General features: G+C 73.6%; 22 protein-coding genes. 8 read left to right on the top strand and 14 right to left on the bottom strand.

Annotated features, from left to right (window positions below; all coding sequences use genetic code 11):
- Positions 1-133: 133 nt before the first annotated feature.
- Positions 134-1,516, bottom strand: a complete 1,383-nt coding sequence (locus QIS99_RS14210) for an amidohydrolase (RefSeq protein ID WP_282513644.1) — start codon at positions 1,514-1,516, stop codon at positions 134-136.
- A gap of 204 nt (positions 1,517-1,720) precedes the next feature.
- On the opposite strand from QIS99_RS14210, the gene QIS99_RS14205 reads away from it, so the two are divergent.
- Entirely contained in the window at positions 1,721-2,182 is a 462-nt protein-coding gene (locus QIS99_RS14205; protein ID WP_282513642.1) for a DUF3574 domain-containing protein, read from the top strand.
- 35 nt (positions 2,183-2,217) lie between these two features.
- Positions 2,218-2,640: an HXXEE domain-containing protein gene (locus QIS99_RS14200; RefSeq protein ID WP_282513641.1), complete on the top strand. Its 423-nt coding sequence runs from the start codon at positions 2,218-2,220 to the stop codon at positions 2,638-2,640.
- A gap of 104 nt (positions 2,641-2,744) precedes the next feature.
- Here QIS99_RS14200 and QIS99_RS14195 read toward each other — a convergent pair whose 3' ends face one another.
- Positions 2,745-3,293: a toxin-antitoxin system, toxin component gene (locus tag QIS99_RS14195; RefSeq protein ID WP_282513640.1), complete on the bottom strand. Its 549-nt coding sequence runs from the start codon at positions 3,291-3,293 to the stop codon at positions 2,745-2,747.
- 109 nt (positions 3,294-3,402) lie between these two features.
- Positions 3,403-4,161, bottom strand: coding sequence for a helix-turn-helix domain-containing protein (locus QIS99_RS14190; protein WP_282513639.1), 759 nt, complete (start codon positions 4,159-4,161; stop codon positions 3,403-3,405).
- A 612-nt stretch (positions 4,162-4,773) separates the two neighbouring features.
- On the opposite strand from QIS99_RS14190, the gene QIS99_RS14185 reads away from it, so the two are divergent.
- Positions 4,774-5,502: an MmyB family transcriptional regulator gene (locus tag QIS99_RS14185; protein ID WP_282513638.1), complete on the top strand. Its 729-nt coding sequence runs from the start codon at positions 4,774-4,776 to the stop codon at positions 5,500-5,502.
- Positions 5,503-5,634: 132 nt separating this feature from the next.
- On the opposite strand, the gene QIS99_RS14180 is transcribed toward QIS99_RS14185, so the two are convergent.
- The 3 genes from QIS99_RS14180 to QIS99_RS14170 form a co-directional block, all read right to left on the bottom strand.
- A complete protein-coding gene (locus tag QIS99_RS14180) occupies positions 5,635-6,153 on the bottom strand; it encodes a lytic polysaccharide monooxygenase auxiliary activity family 9 protein (RefSeq protein WP_282513637.1) in 519 nt (172 codons plus the stop codon).
- A gap of 257 nt (positions 6,154-6,410) precedes the next feature.
- Positions 6,411-7,964: an MFS transporter gene (locus QIS99_RS14175; RefSeq protein ID WP_282513636.1), complete on the bottom strand. Its 1,554-nt coding sequence runs from the start codon at positions 7,962-7,964 to the stop codon at positions 6,411-6,413.
- A 36-nt stretch (positions 7,965-8,000) separates the two neighbouring features.
- On the bottom strand, positions 8,001-9,440 hold the full coding sequence (locus QIS99_RS14170; protein ID WP_282513635.1) for a membrane-associated oxidoreductase: 1,440 nt from the start codon (positions 9,438-9,440) through the stop codon (positions 8,001-8,003).
- 145 nt (positions 9,441-9,585) lie between these two features.
- Between QIS99_RS14170 and QIS99_RS14165 the strand changes: the two genes are divergently transcribed.
- From QIS99_RS14165 to QIS99_RS14155, 3 genes are all read left to right on the top strand, one after another.
- Positions 9,586-10,566, top strand: a complete 981-nt coding sequence (locus tag QIS99_RS14165) for a S1 family peptidase (protein WP_282513634.1) — start codon at positions 9,586-9,588, stop codon at positions 10,564-10,566.
- A 177-nt stretch (positions 10,567-10,743) separates the two neighbouring features.
- Positions 10,744-11,373 (top strand): DUF4291 domain-containing protein, encoded by a 630-nt coding sequence (locus QIS99_RS14160; protein WP_282513633.1) that lies wholly within the window; start codon positions 10,744-10,746, stop codon positions 11,371-11,373.
- Positions 11,374-11,624: 251 nt separating this feature from the next.
- Positions 11,625-12,095, top strand: a complete 471-nt coding sequence (locus QIS99_RS14155; protein ID WP_282513632.1) for a RidA family protein — start codon at positions 11,625-11,627, stop codon at positions 12,093-12,095.
- 19 nt (positions 12,096-12,114) lie between these two features.
- On the opposite strand, the gene QIS99_RS14150 is transcribed toward QIS99_RS14155, so the two are convergent.
- The 3 genes from QIS99_RS14150 to QIS99_RS14140 form a co-directional block, all read right to left on the bottom strand.
- Positions 12,115-13,332: an MFS transporter gene (locus QIS99_RS14150; protein WP_282513631.1), complete on the bottom strand. Its 1,218-nt coding sequence runs from the start codon at positions 13,330-13,332 to the stop codon at positions 12,115-12,117.
- A gap of 98 nt (positions 13,333-13,430) precedes the next feature.
- On the bottom strand, positions 13,431-14,132 hold the full coding sequence (locus QIS99_RS14145) for a uracil-DNA glycosylase (protein WP_282513813.1): 702 nt from the start codon (positions 14,130-14,132) through the stop codon (positions 13,431-13,433).
- Between the two features lie 290 nt (positions 14,133-14,422).
- Complete coding sequence (locus tag QIS99_RS14140; RefSeq protein ID WP_282513630.1) at positions 14,423-15,136, bottom strand: SDR family NAD(P)-dependent oxidoreductase; 714 nt, start codon at positions 15,134-15,136, stop codon at positions 14,423-14,425.
- Positions 15,137-15,257: 121 nt separating this feature from the next.
- Between QIS99_RS14140 and QIS99_RS14135 the strand changes: the two genes are divergently transcribed.
- Positions 15,258-15,698: an RNA-binding S4 domain-containing protein gene (locus QIS99_RS14135; RefSeq protein WP_282513629.1), complete on the top strand. Its 441-nt coding sequence runs from the start codon at positions 15,258-15,260 to the stop codon at positions 15,696-15,698.
- Between the two features lie 82 nt (positions 15,699-15,780).
- Here QIS99_RS14135 and QIS99_RS14130 read toward each other — a convergent pair whose 3' ends face one another.
- Together QIS99_RS14130 and QIS99_RS14125 are read right to left on the bottom strand one after the other, a co-directional pair.
- Positions 15,781-16,500 carry a class I SAM-dependent methyltransferase gene (locus QIS99_RS14130; RefSeq protein ID WP_282513628.1) on the bottom strand — a complete coding sequence of 240 codons (720 nt, stop codon included), beginning with the start codon at positions 16,498-16,500 and terminating at the stop codon, positions 15,781-15,783.
- 124 nt (positions 16,501-16,624) lie between these two features.
- Positions 16,625-17,530, bottom strand: a complete 906-nt coding sequence (locus QIS99_RS14125) for a trypsin-like serine peptidase (RefSeq protein WP_349017297.1) — start codon at positions 17,528-17,530, stop codon at positions 16,625-16,627.
- Positions 17,531-17,817: 287 nt separating this feature from the next.
- Between QIS99_RS14125 and QIS99_RS14120 the strand changes: the two genes are divergently transcribed.
- Positions 17,818-18,114: a DUF6343 family protein gene (locus QIS99_RS14120; protein WP_282513627.1), complete on the top strand. Its 297-nt coding sequence runs from the start codon at positions 17,818-17,820 to the stop codon at positions 18,112-18,114.
- Positions 18,115-18,589: 475 nt separating this feature from the next.
- On the opposite strand, the gene QIS99_RS14115 is transcribed toward QIS99_RS14120, so the two are convergent.
- From QIS99_RS14115 to coaE, 3 genes are all read right to left on the bottom strand, one after another.
- Complete coding sequence (locus QIS99_RS14115) at positions 18,590-18,985, bottom strand: tetratricopeptide repeat protein (protein WP_282513811.1); 396 nt, start codon at positions 18,983-18,985, stop codon at positions 18,590-18,592.
- Between the two features lie 91 nt (positions 18,986-19,076).
- Positions 19,077-19,460 (bottom strand): DUF3592 domain-containing protein, encoded by a 384-nt coding sequence (locus QIS99_RS14110; protein ID WP_282513625.1) that lies wholly within the window; start codon positions 19,458-19,460, stop codon positions 19,077-19,079.
- A 9-nt stretch (positions 19,461-19,469) separates the two neighbouring features.
- On the bottom strand, positions 19,470-20,078 hold the full coding sequence (gene coaE / locus QIS99_RS14105) for a dephospho-CoA kinase (protein WP_282513623.1): 609 nt from the start codon (positions 20,076-20,078) through the stop codon (positions 19,470-19,472).
- Positions 20,079-20,119: the final 41 nt, after the last annotated feature.

Raw genomic sequence — 20,119 nt, 5'->3', positions numbered from 1 at the left:
GTGTTGAGCGGCGCGCACGGCCCGCGTTGAGCGGCGCGCACGGCCCGCGTTGAGCGGCGCGCACGGCCCGCGTTGAGCGGCGCGCACGGCCTGCGTTGAGCCTCGCCCACGGCCCCGCGTTGAGCGGCGCCCTTCAGTGCCGGTAGTCCTGGATCCGCCTTCCGGGTGCGCGGCGGGTCAACTCCGGCAGCCTTTCCTCCAGCTGGGCCGCGATCCGGTCCACATCCAGGGTGCGCAGCTCGCGGTCGCGCATCAGCACCCGGCCGTCGACGATCGTCGTGGTGACGTCGGCGGAGCGCGCGCTGTGCACCAGTGTCGCCGCCAGGTCGTGCACGGGACGGGTGTGCGGGCCGCTCAGGTCGACGAGGATCAGGTCGGCTCGATGCCCCGGCGCGAGAGAGCCGACGGTGTCGCCGAGGCCGACGGCGCGGGCGCTCTGCAGGGTCGCGTGGTGCAGGGCCTGACGGGCGGTGAGCCAGGCAGGGTCGCCCGTGGACTGCTTCTGCACGAGCGCGGTCAGCGTCATCGACTCCCACACGTCGAGGGTGTTGTTGGAGGCGGCGCCGTCCGTGGCGAGGCCGACGGGGATGCCCAGCCCGGCGAGGGCGCGTACGGGTGTGGTGTCCCAGGCGAACTTCAGATAGCCGCGCGGCGCGCTCGCCACGGCGACCCGGCCGCGGGCCGCCCCGAGCACGTCGAGGTCGCGCTCGGCCAGGCCGGTGGCGTGCGCGATCAGCAGTTCGACGCCCTCGTCGAGGAGACCGGCGCGCTGCAGGGTCTCGATGGGCGTACGGCCGGTGCGGGCGACGCTCGCCTCGGTCTGGTCGCGGTTCTCTGCGGCGTGGAGGTGCACGGACAGGCCGTGCTCCAGGGCGAGTTGAGCGGTGGCGGCGAGGTCCGCGTCGGTCACGGTGTACGGGGCGTGCGGGGCGAGGCAGGTGGTGATGCGGCCGTCGGCGGCGCCCCGGTGGTCGAGGGCGAACTCCAGGGAGCGGGCGCGGCCCTCGGGGCCCTGGGAGGAGAAGTAGGCCGCGCCGAGGTGCGCGCGCAGGCCGCTGTCGGTGACGGCCGCGGCCACCGACTCCATCGCGAAGTAGTGGTCCGCGAAGCAGGTCACGCCGCCGCGGATCATCTCGGCGCAGGCGAGCCGCGCCCCGAGCTCCACGTCGCGCTCCGTCAGATTGGACTCGATCGGCCAGATCCAGTCGTTGAACCACTCCTCGACGGGCAGGTCCTCGGCGATGCCGCGCAGGGCCACCATCGGGCTGTGCGTATGGCAGTTGACCAGGCCGGGCAGGGCGAGCTGTCCGCGCGCGTCGAGCCGTTCGGCGGCGGGCAGGCGGGCGGCCCCGGCGCTGGAGGTGAGGGCGGCGATGACGCCGCCGCGTACGACGATCGCGCGGTCCGCGGCGAAGCCGACGTTTCCCTCCGGGTCGTGCACGAGCGCGGTGCAGCCGGTGACGACGAGGTCGGCGGGGGCCTGCGGGTGTCCTGCTGCGGGGTCGGTCGCGGTCATCCCGCCAAGGTAGAGGGGATTGCGTACGGCCGTGCGGTGTGCAGCCGAGCGGCGTGTGGCCGAGCGGCGTGTGGCCGAGCGGCGTGTGGCCGAGCGGCGTGTAACGGACAACTCGGGAGATCTCCTTGCCATAGTGAGCGGCGCCGGACGCCGGGCGGCAGCTCGCGCGGCCGGTCCCCGTTCCCCTCCGACCAAGGGATCCGCATGCCCCGCACCGCGTCCGCCCGTACCCGACTCGCCCTCGCCGCCGCCGCGTTGACGACCCTCACGGTGGGCGCGCCCGCCGCCTACGCCTCCCTCGACGCGCGGCCGACAGCCACGGCAGGCACGCGCGGAGACGCGTACGTCGAGACCCGGCTGCTGTTCGGCACCGAACGTCCCGATGGCGGACCGGATGTGACGGACCGGCAGTTCATGGCCTTCGTGGACCGCGAGGTGACCCCGCGATTCCCGGAGGGCCTGACCGTGCACACCGGCCGCGGCCAGTGGCGGGACGCGCGGGGCACGGTGGAGCGGGAGCGGTCGTACGAGCTGGTGCTGCTGTACCCGGCGGCCGCGGCGGCGCAGCGGGATCCGCAGGTGGAGGCGATCCGGGCGGCGTACGTCCGCGCGTACGGGCAGGAGGCGGTGGCGCGGCTCGACGACCGGTTGAGCGTCGATTTCTGAACGCGCGGTCACAGGACCGTGGTTGACTGCGCGGCATGGACCGCACGCCTGACGCGCGCCCGCCCGCCGACCTGCACGCCGCCCCGAAGACCGGCCCGCACGCCGACCCGAACACCGGCCCGCACGCCGCCGTCGCCCTCGGCCTGTTCGCCGCCTGGCTGCTGCACGACCTGGAGGAGCTGGCGACGGTGCCGCGCTGGACCCGGACGCGGGTGCCGGAGCTGCGGCGGCGCTTCGCCCAGGCCGCCGTGGCCCGCGGCTACACCCCCGGCTCCGCCACCTCGCCGCTGCTCGTGGTGCCGTTCACGCTGTGGGCGCGGGGGCGGCTGCGCCGGGCCGGGGTGCTGCGGCCGACGACCGCCAGGGACGCGGCGCTGAGCCTGGGGCTGGCGGGGGTCGCCGCGGTGGGGGCACATGCGGCGGCGCGGAAGGTGCTCGCGGGGCGGCGAAGGGGCTGATCCACTGATCGACCGGGCCCGAGCCCCGCAGCGAGGGCTGCCCCGGTCCGCACCGCAAAGGCTCCGCCCCCGAACCCCCGCAGACGTACGCAGGCCCGCACGCCTCAGCCGCGCGGGCGTCGGTAGCCCAGCGACGCCTCGATGCGGCCGATGAGGCGGTCGCGGCCCGCCGGGCCCGCCGGGTCGGTGCCGGTGAGCCAGACGCGGCACCGGCTGGCGAGGAGCAGGCCGAAGCTCTCCGCGTCGCTCTCGTCGTCGTGGTCGAAGTGCGTGCGGGCCGCCACCTTGAGGACCGTGGCCCGCAGGTCGGCCTCGTCGGCCAGCAGTCGGGCCGCGACGCCCGCGCCCTCCACGTGGTGCCCGGCGTGCCCGGCCTCCATGTGCCACAACTCATGGCCCAGGATGACGAGTTGATGGTCGGGGGCGGTGCGTTCCTCGATCACGATCAGGTCCTGGTCGGCCATGTCGAGCCACAGTCCGCTGGCGGTGCCGGGCGGGAACGAGGCGGTGCGCAGCCGTACGGGGCGGCCGCGGCGCCGGCTCATCGCCTCGCAGAGCGCCGCGTGCAGGTCCTGGGGGCGGGCGGGCGCGGCCGACTCGACTCCGGCGAGCAGGTCGGCGCAGAGCCTGCGCTGGTCCTTGGCTATCCCCACGGTTCTCCCCGCGCCTCGGCTGTCCCCACGGCTGCCCGTGACTCGGCTGTCCCCACGGCTGCCCGCGCCTCGGCTGTCCCGACGGCTGCTCGTGCCTCGCTCCCGGCCATCAGGACTCCGACCGCCGCACGTTCTCAAGGAGCATGTCCAGCCATTCCGTGACCGTGTCCCGGTGCTTGTCGGTGGGCAGTTGGGCGGCGCGCCAGGCGATGCCCCGCACCCCGTGGTCCTGCAGCAGCCGCTGCAACGGGTCGTCGGGGGCATCCTCGGCCACGTCCCCCGCGGCCGCGGGCACCGTTGCCGTCACCGGGTCCGTACCGGAGGCGGAGGGAAGCGGTCCGGCGGGCGCGGCCGGGGCGGGCGACGCACCCCGTTGCGGCGGCCGGACGGCCTGGCGCTGGCGCAACTCCTCCTCGACGCGGCGCAGCGCACCGGTCAGCGCGTCGGCGTCCTCGGCGGTGAGGAACCCGGCGTGCACCTTGAAGAACCGCTGGATGGCGGCGCAGTGCTCCATGGTGGGGCGCCGGTCGCCGTTGATGAGGGCGCCGGCCTGCTGGCGGGACATGCCCGCGCCGTCGGCGATCTCCTGCTGGGTGTAGCGGCGCCCGTCGGGCTTGAGGCGGGTCTTGCGCAGCAGGGCGAAGCGCTGCAGGAAGCGGGCCTGCAGATCGGCCTCGCCCGCGGGCCGCCCGGCGAGCAGGTCCTCGACGACCGCGACGGGCACCCCGGACTCCGCGGACAGCTTCGGGGGCCGGAAGACCTCACCACGGGGCACGCCGAGCCGGTCGGCGAGCTCGGCGACACGGGCGACCACCACGGCGAGCGGTCCGGCGGCTGCCGGGCCGGGAACCGAGAAGTCATCTGTCACCGGTGGGTCTCCTACGTCGGGGGGCGGCTGGAACGTCCAGGCGTCTGCGTCGTCTGGGTGTCTGAGTCTCTGCGTCGTCGGGGTGTCTGAGTCTCTGCGTCGTCTGGGTGTCTGAGTCTCTAGGGCATCTGGGTGTCTGAGTCTCTGGCGTCTAGGTCCTGAACGTCTGAGTCGTCCAGGGTGTCGCATCCGATTCGGCCAACTGTTGTGCCGGGCTGCCCAGTTGCCTGCGCCAGACCCCCTCACGAGGCGCTGACCTCGGCGAACTCCCCTTGTTCGGGGCGCACTCGGGAGCCCTGACCCCTGTGCCGTACCGGCTTCGGACAGCAACCGGGGCTGCCCGGAGGCTAGTCGGTCCGCCGCGCCCCGGCCAAGGTCTGCCACAGCTGTGGCGCAAAGCCATCGGCCTCGGGCAGGAAATGCCACGATCATTGACATGCGGTCTGCGGGACAAGGAGTATCGCCTTCAACAAAGTACGTAGGGGTCGGTCACGCCGGGCGGGGAGCACCGCGGACCGGCCCAGGGTCGCGCAGCGGCAGACGCCCCGCGGGCCCGCGTACGGAAGGTCTCACTCCACGGGAGGGACAGCGTCTCGATGACGAATGATCTCGATGGCGAATGACCCGGCGTCCGGATCCCCCGGCCCCCTGAAGTCCTGGCCCCACGGTGCCGTCCCGGCCCAACCGTCCTCCGCGGAGCGCGAGTTGGGGCTGCGGTCCTACCTCCGCGACTACACCGCGCTGATCGCGGCCACACCGCACCCGTCGCTCCTCTTCGACCAGGCCTGGAACGTCCTGGCCGCGAGCCCCGCGTACGAGAGCCTCTTCCGGGACGTGCGGGAGGTGCCCGGGGCAATGCCGGGCGAGAATCTGCTGCGGTTCGTCCTCTTCCACCCGGACGCGGGGACGGTGCTGTGCGAGCACGAGACCCGCTGGTGCCTGCCGCTGCTCGCCCAGTTCTCGGCGGCCCTGGACGCGTACGGGCAGGACGCCACATTGCGCGGCATCCGCGAGGACATCGCCCGCGACCCGCTGATGAACGCCGCCTACCAGCAGGGCCTGCCCCGCTGGATGCACAGCGTGGGCCCGGCCGCGCTCGACCACGACGGCGCGGTACGACCGCTGCGGCACCCGGATCCGGCCTGGGGCAGCACCACGTGCCGGATCGTCACGGACACCCCGGGCACGCTGCGCGAACGCGGACTGACCAGGCTGACGTTGATCCTGCACCCGAGGAGCGACGTGCCGGGCCGACGGCGGGCAGCGACCGCGGCACCGCCCGGCGCGAGCGCCGCACAGGGCTCGTCGCCCCGGCTGCGGGTGGTGCGGCCGCGGGAGTGAGTTTGCCGGGGGGACGCCCCCGCCCCCGGTCCCCGGTCCCCTGGCCAAGCTCTCGGCTCCGCTCGACCAGGGGCCCCCGCCCCAAACGCCGGAGGGGCTGAATTCAAGCCCCTCCGGCGTTTGGGGACGAGCTCAGCCGCCGATGTTGACGTCGATGCACGCATAGAACGCGTTCGACGTGTCGGCGATGTTCCACACCGCGAGCACCTTCTGCTTGCCGCTGATCCCGCCGAAGTTCACGTTGTGCGTGACCGTCTCGCCGGGCCTGGCGCCGCCGTCGTCGAACTCCGCGACCTTGCTGCCGCCGACGTAGTACTCCCACGTACTCGTGGCGTGCCGGGCGGTCAGCTTCCAGGTGAAGTCCTGGGAGCTGCCGACCGGGGTGACGACCCAGCCCTTGCTGTCGTCGTCCAGCTCGGCGAAACCCTCGTTGCCGCCGCTGCAGCTCTTCAGGCCCTTCGGGCCCTCCACGCTCTGCGGCTCGTACTTGATCGCGCCGCACGGGACGGTTTCCGCGGCGCACTGGGCCTGCCTGCTGGGCGGCGAGTTGACGTACCCGTGCGCGCTGGCGGTGCCGGTGGACAGGGTCAGGGCGACGAGCGGGGCGATGCCCGCGCCCAGGGCGAAGGCCAGCTTCCGGTTCCTCTGCATGGCTACTCCTTCACTGCGAAGTGCAGGGAGGCGCCGCACGCTTTTGGCGTACGGCGCCTCCCGCTCGGTGGGGGGAGGCGAAGGAGCGTGAAGGTGCGCAGCCCGACGGGCCGTCAGGGCGCCGACTCGGCGGCCCGCAACGGGAGTTCACGCTCTTCCTTGGTCTAGACCTTGGGTCTAGACCATAGCGGCTGTCGGGCCACGGTCAAGGGGTCAGGAGGCCCCCGCCTCGCCCGTCGACTCCCCCGCCTCCCCCGTCACCTCTCCGCCTCGCCCGCCTCGCCCGCCTCGCCCGCCTCGCCCGCCTCGCCCGCAGCCTCCGGCGGCTCCAGGGGCGGCGCCGCGACCGCGCAGTTCGTGCGGCACTCCGGATGGCAGCGCTCCGCGCGCTCCGCCTCCGGCGCCCGTACCGTCCACCACGCGACGACGGCGCCCAGGGCGAGCAGCCCGGCGCACAGCGGCATCGCGCGCCGGAACGCGCCCCCGAACTCCGCCGCCGAGCGGTACGCCTCAGGCCCCATGCCCACCAGGAGCGGCAGCGCCGCCACGGTGACGAGCCCGGCGGCGCGGGCGGCCGCGTTGTTGACCCCGCTGGCGAGCCCGGCGTACGCGGTGTCGACCGAGGCGAGGACGGTCGAGGTGAGCGGGGCGACGAGCGTGACCATGCCGAGCCCGAGCACGACGACGGCGGGCAGCACGGCGGAGAAATACGAGGCGTGCGCCCCGTCGACCCGCAGCATCAGGAGCATCCCCGCGGCGCACAGCAACGGCCCGACGGTCAGCGGCAGGCGCGGCCCGGTCCGCTGGGCCAGGTCGCCGGAGCGGGCGGAGAGCAGCAGCATCAGGACCGTCGTCGGGAGCAGCGCGGTCCCGGCGCCGAGGGCCGAGTAGCCCGCGACGACCTGGAGCTGGAGCGCGGCCAGGAAGAAGAAGCCGCCGAACGCCCCGTACACGCAGAGGGTGACGACGTTGACGGAGGTGAACAGGCGGGCCCGGAACAGCGACGGCGGCAGCATCGGCTCGGGGCGGCGCCGCTCGACCCTGACGAACAGCCAGGCCAGGACGAGTCCGGCGACGGCGGAGCCGAGCACGGCCGGGGAGGCGGCGCCGTCGGGGGCGGCGATCAGGGCGTAGGTGAGCAGGGCGAGCGCGAGGGCGCCGAGGGCCGCGCCGAGCACGTCGAAGGAGTGCGCGCGGGCCTCCTCGCCGCCCGCCGACTCCGGTACGTGGCGCAGTGCGACCGGCACGCACACCGCGGCGAGCGGGACGTTGAGCAGGAACACCCAGCGCCAGCCGGGCCCGTCGACCAGCCAGCCGCCGAGGAACGGCCCGACGGCCGCGCCGACCCCGCCGAGCCCGGACCACACGCCGACCGCTCTGGCCCGGTCGTCGGGGTGGAAGGAGGCCTGGATCAGGGCGAGCGAGCCGGGCGTGAGCAGCGCGCCGCCGACGCCCTGCAGGGCCCGCGCGGCGATCAGGACGCCCGCGTTCGGGGCGAGCCCGCACAGCAGCGAGGCCGCCGCGAACCAGACCACGCCGAGCACGAACACCTTCCGCCGCCCGAACCGGTCGCCGAGCGCACCGCCGAGCAGGATCAGCCCGGCGAGGGTCAGCATGTACGCGTTGACGGTCCACTGCAGCGCGGCCAGATCGGCGTCGAGGTCCGCGCCCATGCGGGGCAGAGCGACGTTCACGACCGTCGAGTCGAGCAGCGCCATCGCGGAGCCGAGGACGGTGGTCAGGAGCACCCAGCGGCCCGCGGCGCTGTGGGTGCGCAGGGCTCCGGCGGCATCGGCGGAATCTCGGCTCATGCCCGGATCATCCCTCGCGGGGCGGGCCCACGCCGCTCACTGTCGGCTGATCGTCCGAGTCACGCCCGCCGCGATCGTCGTGGCGAACACCCAGCCGGTGATGATCAGGCCGTACGCGAGCCACTGCGCCCCGCCGTCCGGCGCGTACGCCTTCTCCTGGCCGAGGTCGACGATGGGCAGCAGCAGGTCGAGGGCGTACGCGAACGCGTTGAACGGCGGTGACTCCTCCGGCTTGAGCGCGCGCGGGGTGTCCAGGGCGAACGCGACCGTCCCCACGAGCAGCAAGGACGCGAGCCAGCCGGCCGCCCGCACGGGCCGGAAACCGTAGCCCACGGTGAAGTCCTGCAGATGCCCCCAGGCCCGGGCGTAGACCGGCAGGGTGGCGCGGTGCCGGCGCTGCTTGGCGAGTTGCACGGTACGGGCGGCCGAGTCGTCGCCGACCCGGCGGTAGGCGGTGGCCAGCTGCTCGTAGGCGTGCGGAACGTACCCCTCCGACTCCCGCTCCAGGAGGGCCAGCCGGCGCTCGGCGGGCTGGTGCGGGGAGAGGGTGGTGTAGACGAGGCCGTCGAGGAGGACGCTGTCCGGGTAGCTCTCCGGGGCTATGTGCAGCAGCTCCATCTGCGAGCGGCGCAGCGTCACTTCGCCCTCGATCCGGGGCGCCTCGCGCAGCCACAGCTCGCCGACGACGGCGCTGCTGACGCGCAGCGCCGTGCCGCCGGGGTTGGCGAACCGCGCGTACGCGAAGTTGATCTGCCCGGGGACGCGCACCCCGCGCAGGTTGACCCGCCCGCTCGCCCGCAGCCGCATGCCGTGCAGGTCGGAGCCGACGGTGAGGGTCTTGGCGTACAGGGCGTCGCCGCCGGGGTGGTCGAGGTGGGCGTCGTCGAGCTTCACCGCGCCGGTGACGTTGGCGCCGAGGAGCCTGGCCTCGCCGTGCACCACGATTCCGAGGGCCCACAGATCGTCGCCGACCGCCACCTGGTTGAGCTGGAGCACGGGTTCGCCCGACTCCCGCCCCGGTAGCCCGAGTTCGGCGCGGGTGAGGAAGACCGCACCGGCTATCCGGGCCCCGGCGAGACGCACCGGCCCGCGGACGCGGCAGTGGGCGAGGGTGAGCGTGCCGTCGACCCGGAGGGTGGCCGCGTAGAGCGCGGGCAGGGTGGAGCCGCGGAGGCTGAACCGGCGGAACTGGGCGCCGTACAACTGGGGCGGCTCCTCGAACACGCAGGTGCGCAGGCTGACCGCGCAGTCCACCACGGCGTGCGCCAGGTCGAGTTGTCCGGTGACGCGGGCGTGGTCGACGTGCAGACCCGGCACCTCACCGTCGCGCCGGTGCTCGCCGAGGAGCAGGGCGCGCAGCACGGCGGCGCGCAGGACCCGCCCCTCCTCCGGTTCGTCGGCGAGGTCGACCCGGTCCCCGCGCGCAAACGCCTCCCACACGCGCCGCTCACTGCCCGTCAGCTCACTGATCTCCACCGCGTGACTCTGACCCGGAAGCCGGTACGAGTCAACCAACTGTCCGGCAGGCGCGCACTGTTGTCCGCAGAGCGCTCACCCCATAAGAATGCGCATGACAAAAGCCGAGGGCACCAAGGCTCTCGGCGACGGAGGGGACCCCCACATGAAGAAACCTCTCGTCGGCGCGTTCGCGGCAGCGCTCCTGCTGGCCGGGGCGGGCGCCGCGCCCGCCGTGGCCCAGGACGGCGCGGCCGCCACGCCCGGCAAGGCGGCCGGCAGCAGCACGTTCGGCAAGGCGCTCGGCAGCAGCACGTTCGGCAAGGCGCTCGGCTCGGAAGTCGACCAGGTGATCGACCAGGCGCTCGGCCAGGCACTCGGCAAGGCGAAGAAGCGGCCGAAGGCCGTGGACTTCGCCGGCACGGTGGCGCTGAGCAACTGTTCCGGCTCGGTCGTCCGCACCCCCGACGCCGAGCCCGGCGACCCGGCCCTGGTGATGTCCAACGGGCACTGTCTGGAGGGCGGGATGCCCGGCCCCGGCGAGGTCCTCGTGGACCAGCCGTCGAGCCGCACCTTCGACCTGCTCGACGCCTCGGGCGGCGAGGTCGGCACGCTGAAGGCGAGCAAGCTGGCCTACGGCACGATGACCGACACGGACCTGTCGCTGTACGAACTCACCTCCACGTACGAGGAGATCGAGAGCGAGTACGGGATCAAGGCCCTGGAGCTGAACGCGGAGCACCCGAAGGCGGGCACCGCGATCACGGTCGTCTCCGGGTACTGGAAGAGGACGTACAGCTGCGACATCGACGGGTTCGTGCCCACCCTCAAGGAGGGCGACTGGACCTGGAAGGACTCGGTCCGCTACACCCCCGCCTGCAAGACGATAGGCGGCACCTCGGGCTCCCCGGTCGTGGACGACGCCACCGGCAAGGTGGTCGCCGTGAACAACACGGGCAACGAGAGCGGCGAGGAGTGCACGGTCAACAACCCGTGCGAGGTCGACGAGAACGGCGAGGTCACGGTCCGCAAGGGCATCAACTACGCACAGCAGACGTACCAGATGGTGCCGTGCGTGGGCGCGGGCAGCAAGATCGACCTGACAGCGGAGGGCTGCGGACTGCCGAAGCCCGGCGCGGGCAAGTAGGCCCGGGCACCCGTGCGTGAGGGCGGGCCGGGGGAGGTCTCCCCGGCCCGCCCCCGCCTCGCGCCGCACGCCTCAGGCCTTACGCCTTACGCCTCGCGCCTCGCGCCTCGCGCCTTACGCCTCACGCGGGCGGAAAATCCGTGGTGTCCAAAGCAGTTCGCCCTGCACACTGCTCTCATGAGTCAGCATGACCAGAAAGCGACGACGAGGATCGCTGCACCCTCCGCCCACCGCGTCCGCGCCCGCCACACCGCCGACACCATCACCGTCTACCAGGCCTACTCCCCCGCGATCGGTGTCCCCGCCGCCCGCGACGGCCGCTTCCCCGCCGGGTGGAAGCGGGGCCGGATGACCTGGGTCAAGCCGTCGTTCCTGTGGATGATGTACCGCTGCGGCTGGGCCACCAAGGACGGCCAGCAGACCGTGCTCGCCGTGGAGATCACACGCAGGGGCTTCGAGTGGGCCCTGCGCAACGCCTGCCTCTCGCACTACGACCGGGATCTGCACGCCGACCACGCCGCCTGGCGCGCCCAGCTGCGGTCGGCGCCCGCGCGGGTGCAGTGGGACCCCGAGCGTGACCTCCGCCTGCAGCCGCTGCCGTACCGCTCCCTCCAGCTGGGCCTGGCCGGGGAGGCGACGCGGCGGTACGCGGACGAGTGGATCGTCTCCGTCACCGACGTCACCGGGACCGCCCGCGCCGTGCACGCGCTCGTACGGGAAGGCCAACTGGACGCGGCACGGGAGCTGTTGCCGGAGGAGCGGGAGTACCAAGGCGCACCGGGGCTGCTGGCACACCTGGGGGCGTGAGATCCGGCCGGCCGACACCGACGCGAAACACCAGCCCGTCTGGGGGGCACCTCCCAGCGGTAGCCTGCGGAGCTTGAGGACGAGCCCGCAGGGCGATCGGCGGCATCCGCGTCAACGGCACCCGGCCGGACCGCCCGGGGCTCAGACCGTAAGCACGATCTTCCCGCGCGTACGCCCCTCCTGGCTCAGCCTCCATGCCTGAGCCGGGGCTCCCGGCGAAATTCGGGTGCGAGGGGTAGTCCCTCCCGTACATGATCCGATCGGCAGTCCCCGCAGGCACGTCGGCAGGCATCCAGGAGGCCGCAACCGCGATCAGGCGCACCGTCGTCCCCACGCTCTTCGCCCCGCCCCGCTACACCCACGCGTCCGTCGTCGAGGCGGGCACGCGGCTCGCGTTCCTCGCCGGGTCGATGCCGCTCGACGCGGCGGGGGTCCTGGTCGGCCCGGGGGACCATGTCGCGCAGGCCCGGCAGGTGATCGCCAACCTGGAGGAGCAGCTGAAGGCGGTCGGCAGCGAGCTCCCCCTCGTCGCGTACACCGATGTGTACGTGGTCGCGGACGGCCCCGGTCCGCTCTCCGAGGTGTGGCAGGTCGTGGAGGAGTCGGGCCTGGCCACCGGCGCCTCGGGGCCGCACTCCTCGACCTTGATCGGCGTGAGTACGCTCGGCTGTCCGGGGCAGCTGGTGGAGATCACGGCGACGGCGGTCGTGCCCGAGGACTGACCGGCACCGCGCCCGGGGCTCAGTCCGGCCGCACCGACCGCATCCGCCCGTACGCGTACACGCACCCCGCGAGCGCCAGGTCGGACAGCAGCATGAAGCCGATCGAGTACGAGTCCTTGGCGCTGTAGATCGCGCCCATGACCAGCGGCGGGACAAATCCGCCGAGGCCGCCGACCGCGCCCACGATGCCGGTGACCGAGCCGACCTGCGGCTGCGGCGTGACCTGCGCGACCATCGCGAACACGCTGCCGCTCGCCGCGCCGAGCCCGGCGGCCATACCGAGCAGGCAGACCGTGCCCATCGGCAGGAGCGACGGGTCGAAGGCCTGCAGGATCGCGAGCAGAGCGACGAGGACGAGCGAGCCGGCGGTGACCAGCGCCGGGTGCACGCGGTCCGAGAGCCAGCCGCCGACCGGCCGGAACACGACGGTGACCAGGGCGAACCCGGCCGCGCGGGTGCCGGCGTCGGTGGGCGACAGCTCGTACCAGGTCTTCAGGTACGTCGGCAGGTACACGCCGAACGCGACGACGCCGCCGAAGCCGACCGCGTACAGCGCGGACAGTTCCCAGGTCACCCGCAGCCGTCCGGCCGAGCCGAGGCGGGCGGAGAGCGAGGCGGTGGGCACCGGCCGGTCGGGGCGGTCGGTGATCAGGAGCGCGCCCACCACCGCGAACACGGCGAGGGCCACGGCCACCACCAGGAACGGCAGGTTCTCGCCGTGCTGCGCGATGCGCGGCGTGAAGTAGCCGGAGAGCGCTACGCCGCCCATGCCCATGCCGAAGACGCCGATCGCGAAGCCCCGTTTGGCGGGCGGGAACCAGGAGTTGACCAGCGGCACCCCGATCGCGAACGTCGTGCCGCCGAGCCCGAGCAGAAAGCCGACGCCGATCAGCGCGGCGTAGGAGTCCCGCGCCGGGATCAGCAGCAGCACCGGCACGATGGTGCCCGCCGTGACCAGCGGGAACATCCGGCGGGCACCGTAGCGGTCGGTGAGCGCGCCCACCGGGATGCGGCCGATCGAGCCGACGAGCACGGGCACGGCGACGAGCAGCGACTGCTGGAAGGAGCTCAGACCCAGCCGCTCCTTGTAGTCGCCACCGAGCGGCGAGATCAGGTTCCAGGCCCAGAAGGTCAAGGTGAAACCGACGGTGGCCACGATCAGATTGCGGTACGCGGCGGCGCCGGGACCGGCGTGAGCTGCGGCTGCGGCGCGCGGGCGGTCAGCGGTGTCTGTCACCCCGCCCAAGTTAGGCTCGCTGCACGTTTTGCGCAGTCCGGCTGTTATACGGCTTTTGCCTAGCTGGACTGCTGCGCGGCGTTCGCTACGACTGCGGGTCATTCCGGGCGTACGGGGAGTCCGGCCGCCGTCGCCGCCTCCCGGAGGACCTCACGGAGCATCGCGGGCGTCAGCCGCCCGGTGAAGGTGTTGCGCCGGCTGACGTGGAAGCAGCCGAACAGGTCAAGGTCGCCGGGCGCGCCCCGCAGGGTCGTACGCGCGCCGTGCGCGAAGGCGGGCCGCGGCCGGGGCACCTCCCACCCGGCCTCGGCGAACGCGGGCAGCGCCGCCTGCCAGCCGAAGGCGCCCAGCAGGACCGCCGCGCGCAGCGTGGGCGCGAGCAGCCGCACCTCGTCCACCAGCCACGGGCGGCAGTCGTCCCGCTCCTGCGGGGTCGGCCGGTTGGCGGGCGGGGCGCAGTGCACGGGCGCGGTGACCCGCACGCCGTGCAGGGTCAGCCCGTCGTCGACGCCGGTCGCGGCCGGCTGCGAGGCGAGGCCGATGTCGTACAGGGCCTGGTAGAGCACGTCGCCGGAGCGGTCGCCGGTGAACATCCGCCCGGTGCGGTTGCCGCCGTGCGCGGCGGGCGCGAGGCCGACGATCAGCAGGGCGGCGTCCGCCGGCCCGAACCCGGGCACCGGCCGGCCCCAGTACGTCTCGTCGGTGAACGCGGCCCTTTTCGTACGGGCGACCTCCTCACGCCAGGCGACGAGGCGGGGGCAGCGACGGCAACCGACGATCGCGCGGTCGAGCGAGGCCAGGTCCCCGTACGCCCCGAAGGGCCCTGCCGGGCCGTACGTGGGTGGGGCGGGCGCCGGTGGGGCGTTCGCCGGTGGGCGGGGTCCCGACGGGGCGTGCGGCGGTGGGGCGTTCGCCGGTGGGCGGGGTCCCGACGGGGCGTGCGGCGGTGGGGCGTTCGCCGGTGGGGCGTTCGCCGGTGGGCGGGGTCCCGATGAGCCGTACGCCGGTGCGCCGTGCCCCGATGGCCCCTGCGCCGGGGCGCCGTACGCCGGTGGGCCCTTCGCCGGTCGGCCCTTCGCCGGTGGGTCGCTCACCACTCCACCCGCACCCCGTCGCGGAAGAACCCGCCGGTCGGGCCGCCGCCGGGCAGGGTCGCGGCCCAGACAATCCCGGCCGCGCCGTCCGCGACGGGCCGCCCGCCGGGACCGCCCATGTCCGTGTCCACCCAGCCCGGGCAGACCGAGTTGACCAGGATGCCGTCCGCCCGCAGCTCGGCGGCGAGCATCCGCGTGAGGGCGTTCAGGGCGACCTTGGTGGTCGCGTACGCGGGGGTGCCCGCGCCCATGTCGGCCAGCGACGCCGCCCCGCTCGACACGTTCACCACCCGCCCGCCCCGACTGGCCCGCAGCAGCGGAAGCAGCGTCTGCGTCAGCCGCCACGGCCCGTACAGATTGGTCTCGGCGGCCTCCCTCACCACGTCCAGATCGGCGCTGACGGCACGCTGCCAGGTGTCGTACGCGATGGCCGCGTTGTTGACCAGGACGTCGAGCCGCCCGAAGCGCTCCCCGACCTCACGGGCGACCCGCTGCCGGTCGTCCTCGGCGGTCACGTCGAGCTTCAGGGGCACGACGGACGGCCCGAGTTCGGCCGCCGCCTTCTCGGCCGCCTTGGCGGAGCGGGCGGTGAGCAGCACGACGTGGTCGAGCCCCGCGAGCTGTCGGCAGACCTCGCGGCCGATGCCGCGATTGCCGCCGGTGACCAGGGCGACGGGGGCGGTGGAGGTGTGCGCGTGCGCGTCCGGCATGTCCCCACGGTACGTACCGGCAGCCCGGAAATCTCGGCGTACGGCGACTCCGAAATCTCGGCGTACCGGCGGCCCGGAATCTCGGCGGCGTAGGCACCCTGGCGAGCACTACAGTGCGGGCATGACTTCGCAGCCCGACCGGCCCGACCCGCAGCGCCCGGCGACGCAGCCGCAGGAGGGCGGCAGCGTCCGCGTCGACAGCTGGATCTGGTCGGTACGCCTGATCAAGACCCGCTCGGCGGCGGCCACCGCCTGCCGCGCCGGCCACGTCCGCGTCAACGGCGACCGGGTCAAGCCCGCGCACGCGGTGAAGGCGGGCGACGAGGTGCGGCTGCGGTACGCGGGCCGGGACCGGGTGGTCGTGGTGAAGCGCGTCATCCGCAAGCGCGTCGGCGCCCCGGTCGCGGTGGAGTGCTACGTGGACAACAGCCCTCCGCCCCCGCCCCGCGAGGCGACGGCCCCCGCAGGCGTACGCGACCGCGGCGCGGGCCGCCCGACGAAGCGGGACCGACGGGAGATGGAGCGGTTGCGGGGCTTCGGGCAGCCTCCGTCCGGCGAGTAGCCCCCACCCCGTCCGGCGAGCAGCCCTGGAACCCGTCTCCGCCCCGTCCGACACCGCCCGCACGACCACCCCCTGCCCCACGTCAGGCCGCGGCGAGCGGGCGGGCCCGCACCCACGTCCCGTCGCCGGTCAGGTACCGGTCCACGGCGAGCCCGGCGCCCGCCAGGTGGGCCTCGAACTCCTCGCGGCTCAGCACCCGTGCCCGGAAGGTCTGCGTCCAGGTGGCATCCGGCCATATGTACTGCGCGTGCACGGAGTTGACCCCGTCCCCGAGCGGCGTGGACGACACAAAGCGGACCGTGTACCCGGCGGGGTCGAAGCGTTCTCTCGGCAGGTTCGTGTGGTAGTCGGCGCCCTCGCGCTGGATCAGGACGCAGCCGTCGTCGGTCACATGGCTGCGGCAGGCGCGGAGTATTCCGTCTCTCACCTCGGGGTCGGCGGCGTGCACGAGGAAGGAGGCGAGCAGCACGACGTCGAACCGCTGCCCGAGCGCTCCCCCGTCCAGCGCCTCGATGGGGCTGCGCACCGCACGGGCCACGCCCGGCAGGCCCTCCACATGCGCCAGCATCTCCGCCGACTCGTCGACCGCGGTCACCGTGAAGCCGCGCTCGGTCAGCGGGCGCGTCATCCGCCCGGCGCCGCAGCCCAGTTCGAGCAGGCGGGCGCCCGGCGGCACGGCGCCCTCGATCACATCCGGCTCCGCACTGGCCTTGAGTCGCGCGTACAGCTCGACCGCGCAGCCGTCCGGCGTGATCGCCCCCGGTCCCGTACCCGAATACCCCTCGCGCTTCACTTCGCTCATACCGGCTCAACGGGCAGGCACAGCAAGGCAGTTCCCGCCCCCCACAGGCATCACCCGTTCGTGGCGACGGCCCCGCACCGGGCGGGTGCGGGGCCGTGTTGCGGGTGTGGTCAAAGGCGTGGGCTCAGCTCGCCTGCGCCTTCTCGTACAGGTTCTTCGCGTCCTCCCCGAAGTAGGGGCCGAACATATAGCCCGGCAGGAAGTTGTAGCCGAAGCTGTTCACCGAGGCCTGCAGGCCGGTTCCGGTGGATTCGTCGAAGTCCTGGAACCAGGGGCCGCCGCTGGACCCGCCGGTCATGTCGCAGGACAGACCGTGGTCGTTGGACAGCAGGAAGTCCCTGATGGAGTTTCCGCTGCAGTGGATCAGCTCGGAGCCGTCGTACGGATCTGCGGCCGGCCAGCCGAAGGCGTACATCTTCTTGTTGTAGCCGGAGTTGAAGGCCACGCCCTGGGCGCCGACGACATCGGTGAGCTTCTTGCCGTCGAGCGGGTTCACGACCGCCGCGCCGACGTCGTAGTTGATGTCCTCGCTCGCGGTCCACTGCGGCGTGGACAGGGTCTTGGCTGCCGTCCACTTGCCGTGCGGCGCCTGGCCGTCGTTGTAGCCGGGGACGAAGACCCAGTTGGTGTGCCAGGCGCCGTCCATCTTCACGCAGTGCCCTGCGGTGAGGACCGTGGACTTGTTCGCGCTGGTCACGGCGTTGCCGGAGCAGGAGGCCTGGCGGCCTTGGTACGTGAAGAAGACTCGGCCCGCGGTGCTGGTGACCTTGCCTCCGCCGGTCCACGGACCGCCCTGCTCGGGGAAGGCCTCGGCGCCGGGCAGCCCGGTCGGCGGGACCAGCTTCTCGACCCCTTCCTTGACCTTGCTCAGGTCGCCGGGGCTCACGGGCAGCAGGTCGAGCGGCTCGGCGGCCCGCATCCGCTCGGCCGTCCAGAAGTCCTCCGCCGAGGGGGCTGCGGAGGCGGAGGCGGAGCCGGTCTGCAGCAGCATTCCGGCGACGAGGGCACCGGTCGCTGCGACGGCACTCATGGCCCTGTGGGGTATTCGAAGGCTGCGTCTCACGCTGCGTTCTCCTTCGTTGGGGGTGGTGGGTGCACGGGGCAGCGTGCCATGAATTCGACACCATGTCAGGAGCGCGACAACACAAGGTCGTTACGGTTCCACCCGGCCCGCTCGACGGCGCCGCACGGCCCCGCCTCGGCCGACGGCCGACGCCCCTCGGCCGTCGCCGACTCCCCCTCCGCCCCGCCGACTACCGCAGGTCCGCCCCCGGGAGGATCCTGGAGAGAGCAGCACAGCAGCGACAGCAGCGGGAGATGACTCCGATGCGCACGGGCAGTGAACCGGTGACTGCGCGCAGTCCGCTCCGTATGCGGTTCTGGCTCAGCCTGTGGGGCCTGATCTGGGCGACAGCGGGCACCATCGCCTTCGCCCTGGCGGGCCGCCCCGGCTGGGCGGCGGCCTGCGGCGTGCTGTGGCTGATCGTCACCGTCGACATGACGATGGTTCTCCGCCACATCCATCAGGGCCCCCACTACCAGCCGGGCCGCGACGTCCCCCCGTACGAACCGGATCACGGCAGCCCGAGGCCACCCCACCCGGGCCGGGCCTGACGCGCCCGCCCGGCACCGGCACGGCCAGGCCCGCGGCGCCTCAGTACACGCGCACGGCCAGCCCGCACAGGCCGAGCCCCGCAGCGGCCGCCTCGCGCCGGGAACCAAGGAGGAAGTTCCCGCACCAGCCCGGGAGTTGGGCGGCACGGCGCGGCCCGCGCCCAACGGGCCCAGCGTCGCTCGGCCTCCGGATCGCTTGCGGCCGCCTCGATATGGGGACGCATCCATGGGGCCGGCGCCGCCACGAAGGCATCGTCATGAGCGGTGATCAGCCAGGCCGATGTGGATCCCATGAACTGCGCCCTTCCCCCGTGGGCGCCTCCCCGTGACACGCCCGCACATCGCGGCCACGCGGCGGCCGTGCGGCGCGCTCGTGACCCGACTGCCTCCACCGTAGGCGCCACCACTGACAACGCCCCGCGACCGGCGCACCGGGTCCAGCGGGACCGGCGGGGCCGGGACCGCGGTAACGGGCCTACCCGTCGAACCGGGCCGCCGCCACGTACTCCGGCTGCGGATCGAGCGCTGCGGCGAGACGGAAGTGGCGGCGGGCCTGGCCGGGCCGGTTGGCGCGTTCGTACGTACGGGCCAGGGCGAAGTGGGCGAAGGCGTTGTCCGGTTCGCGCTCCAGGACGACGGAGAACTCCAGCTCGGCGGCGCGGAGTTGGGCGGAGGCGAAGAACGCGCGGGCGCGCAGCAGCCGGGCCGCGGTGTTCTCGGGGTGGGCGGCGATCACCTCGTCGAGCAGCTTGACCGCGCCCCGCGGATCGCGCGCGGCGAGCAGCTGCTCGGCCGCGCGGAAGTCGATGACATGCGTCTCGGCGTTGCGGCCGACGGAACCGCCACCGCCGGATCCGCCGTTGGGACCGATGCTTTCGGGCACGACTGCGTCCTTCCCTCACTGCACAGTTTCAACGCCCCGTGCGCAGACGGTATTCCGCCGCTCGACGGCATTCCGCGCGTCAGACGGCCCGCACCACCAGCACCGCGCCCAGCACCACCAGCGCCGCCCCGGCGACCATGAACGCCTGGTCGACGCGGACCCGGTCCCGGCTGAGAAGCACGATCTCGCGCGGGTCGTCGGCGTCGTACGCGATCCGCAGCTCGCTGCCGTCCCGCAGCGGCCTGCGGCGGGTCCGGCGCACCGGGGAGGCGATCTCCACGACCTGGCCGTCCGCGGTCCCGAACTGCATCCGCGGCCGGTCCGCGCCCGGCTGCGGCGGCTTGACCAGCGCGTCCACCGACTGGACCGACTCCTCCAGGCGCCGGGTCCGGTGCAGTCCGTAGCCGCCGGCGAGGAACGCGACGAGGCCGCCGAGGGCGGTCAGCACCGCCAGGACGAGCACGCCGTGCCCTCAGGCGCCGCTCGCGGCGGCGCGGTGCGCGAGGTCCTCCCACACGGTGCGGACCTGGGGTGCGAGCGCGTCGAGGGGGCCGTCGTTGTCGATCACGATGTCGGCGATCTCCAGGCGCTTCTCGCGCGTGGCCTGCGCCGCCATCCGCGCGCGGGCGTCCTCCTCGGTCATGCCGCGCAGCCGTACGAGCCGGTCGAGCTGGGTCTCGGGGGACGCGTCCACGACGATCACCAGGTCGTACAGCGGCGCCAGGCCGTTCTCGGTGAGCAGCGGCACATCGTGTACGACCACGGAGTCCTTGTCGGCGGCGGCCTCCAGCTCGGCGGAGCGTGCGCCCACCAGCGGGTGCACGATGCCGTTGAGGACGGCGAGACGGTCCGGGTCGGCGAAGACGACGGAGCCGAGCCGGGGCCGGTCGAGGCTGCCGTCGGCGGCGAGGATCCCGGGCCCGAAGGCCTCGACGACCGCCGCCAGCCCGTCGGTCCCCGGTTCCACGACCTCGCGCGCGATCCTGTCGGCGTCGATCAGGACCGCGCCGTACGAGACGAGGAGCCGGGACACCTCGCTCTTGCCCGAGCCGATTCCGCCGGTCAAACCCACTTTCAGCATGCCCGGCAGCTTAGGGCCTCGCTTCACGCTCCGCTGCCCGC

Origin of the sequence: Streptomyces solicavernae (assembly GCF_029968095.1) — a bacterium.
GTDB lineage: Bacteria > Actinomycetota > Actinomycetes > Streptomycetales > Streptomycetaceae > Streptomyces > Streptomyces solicavernae.
Note: the sequence above shows the minus strand (reverse complement) of the source record. Positions and strands in the feature narration are given on the sequence as shown.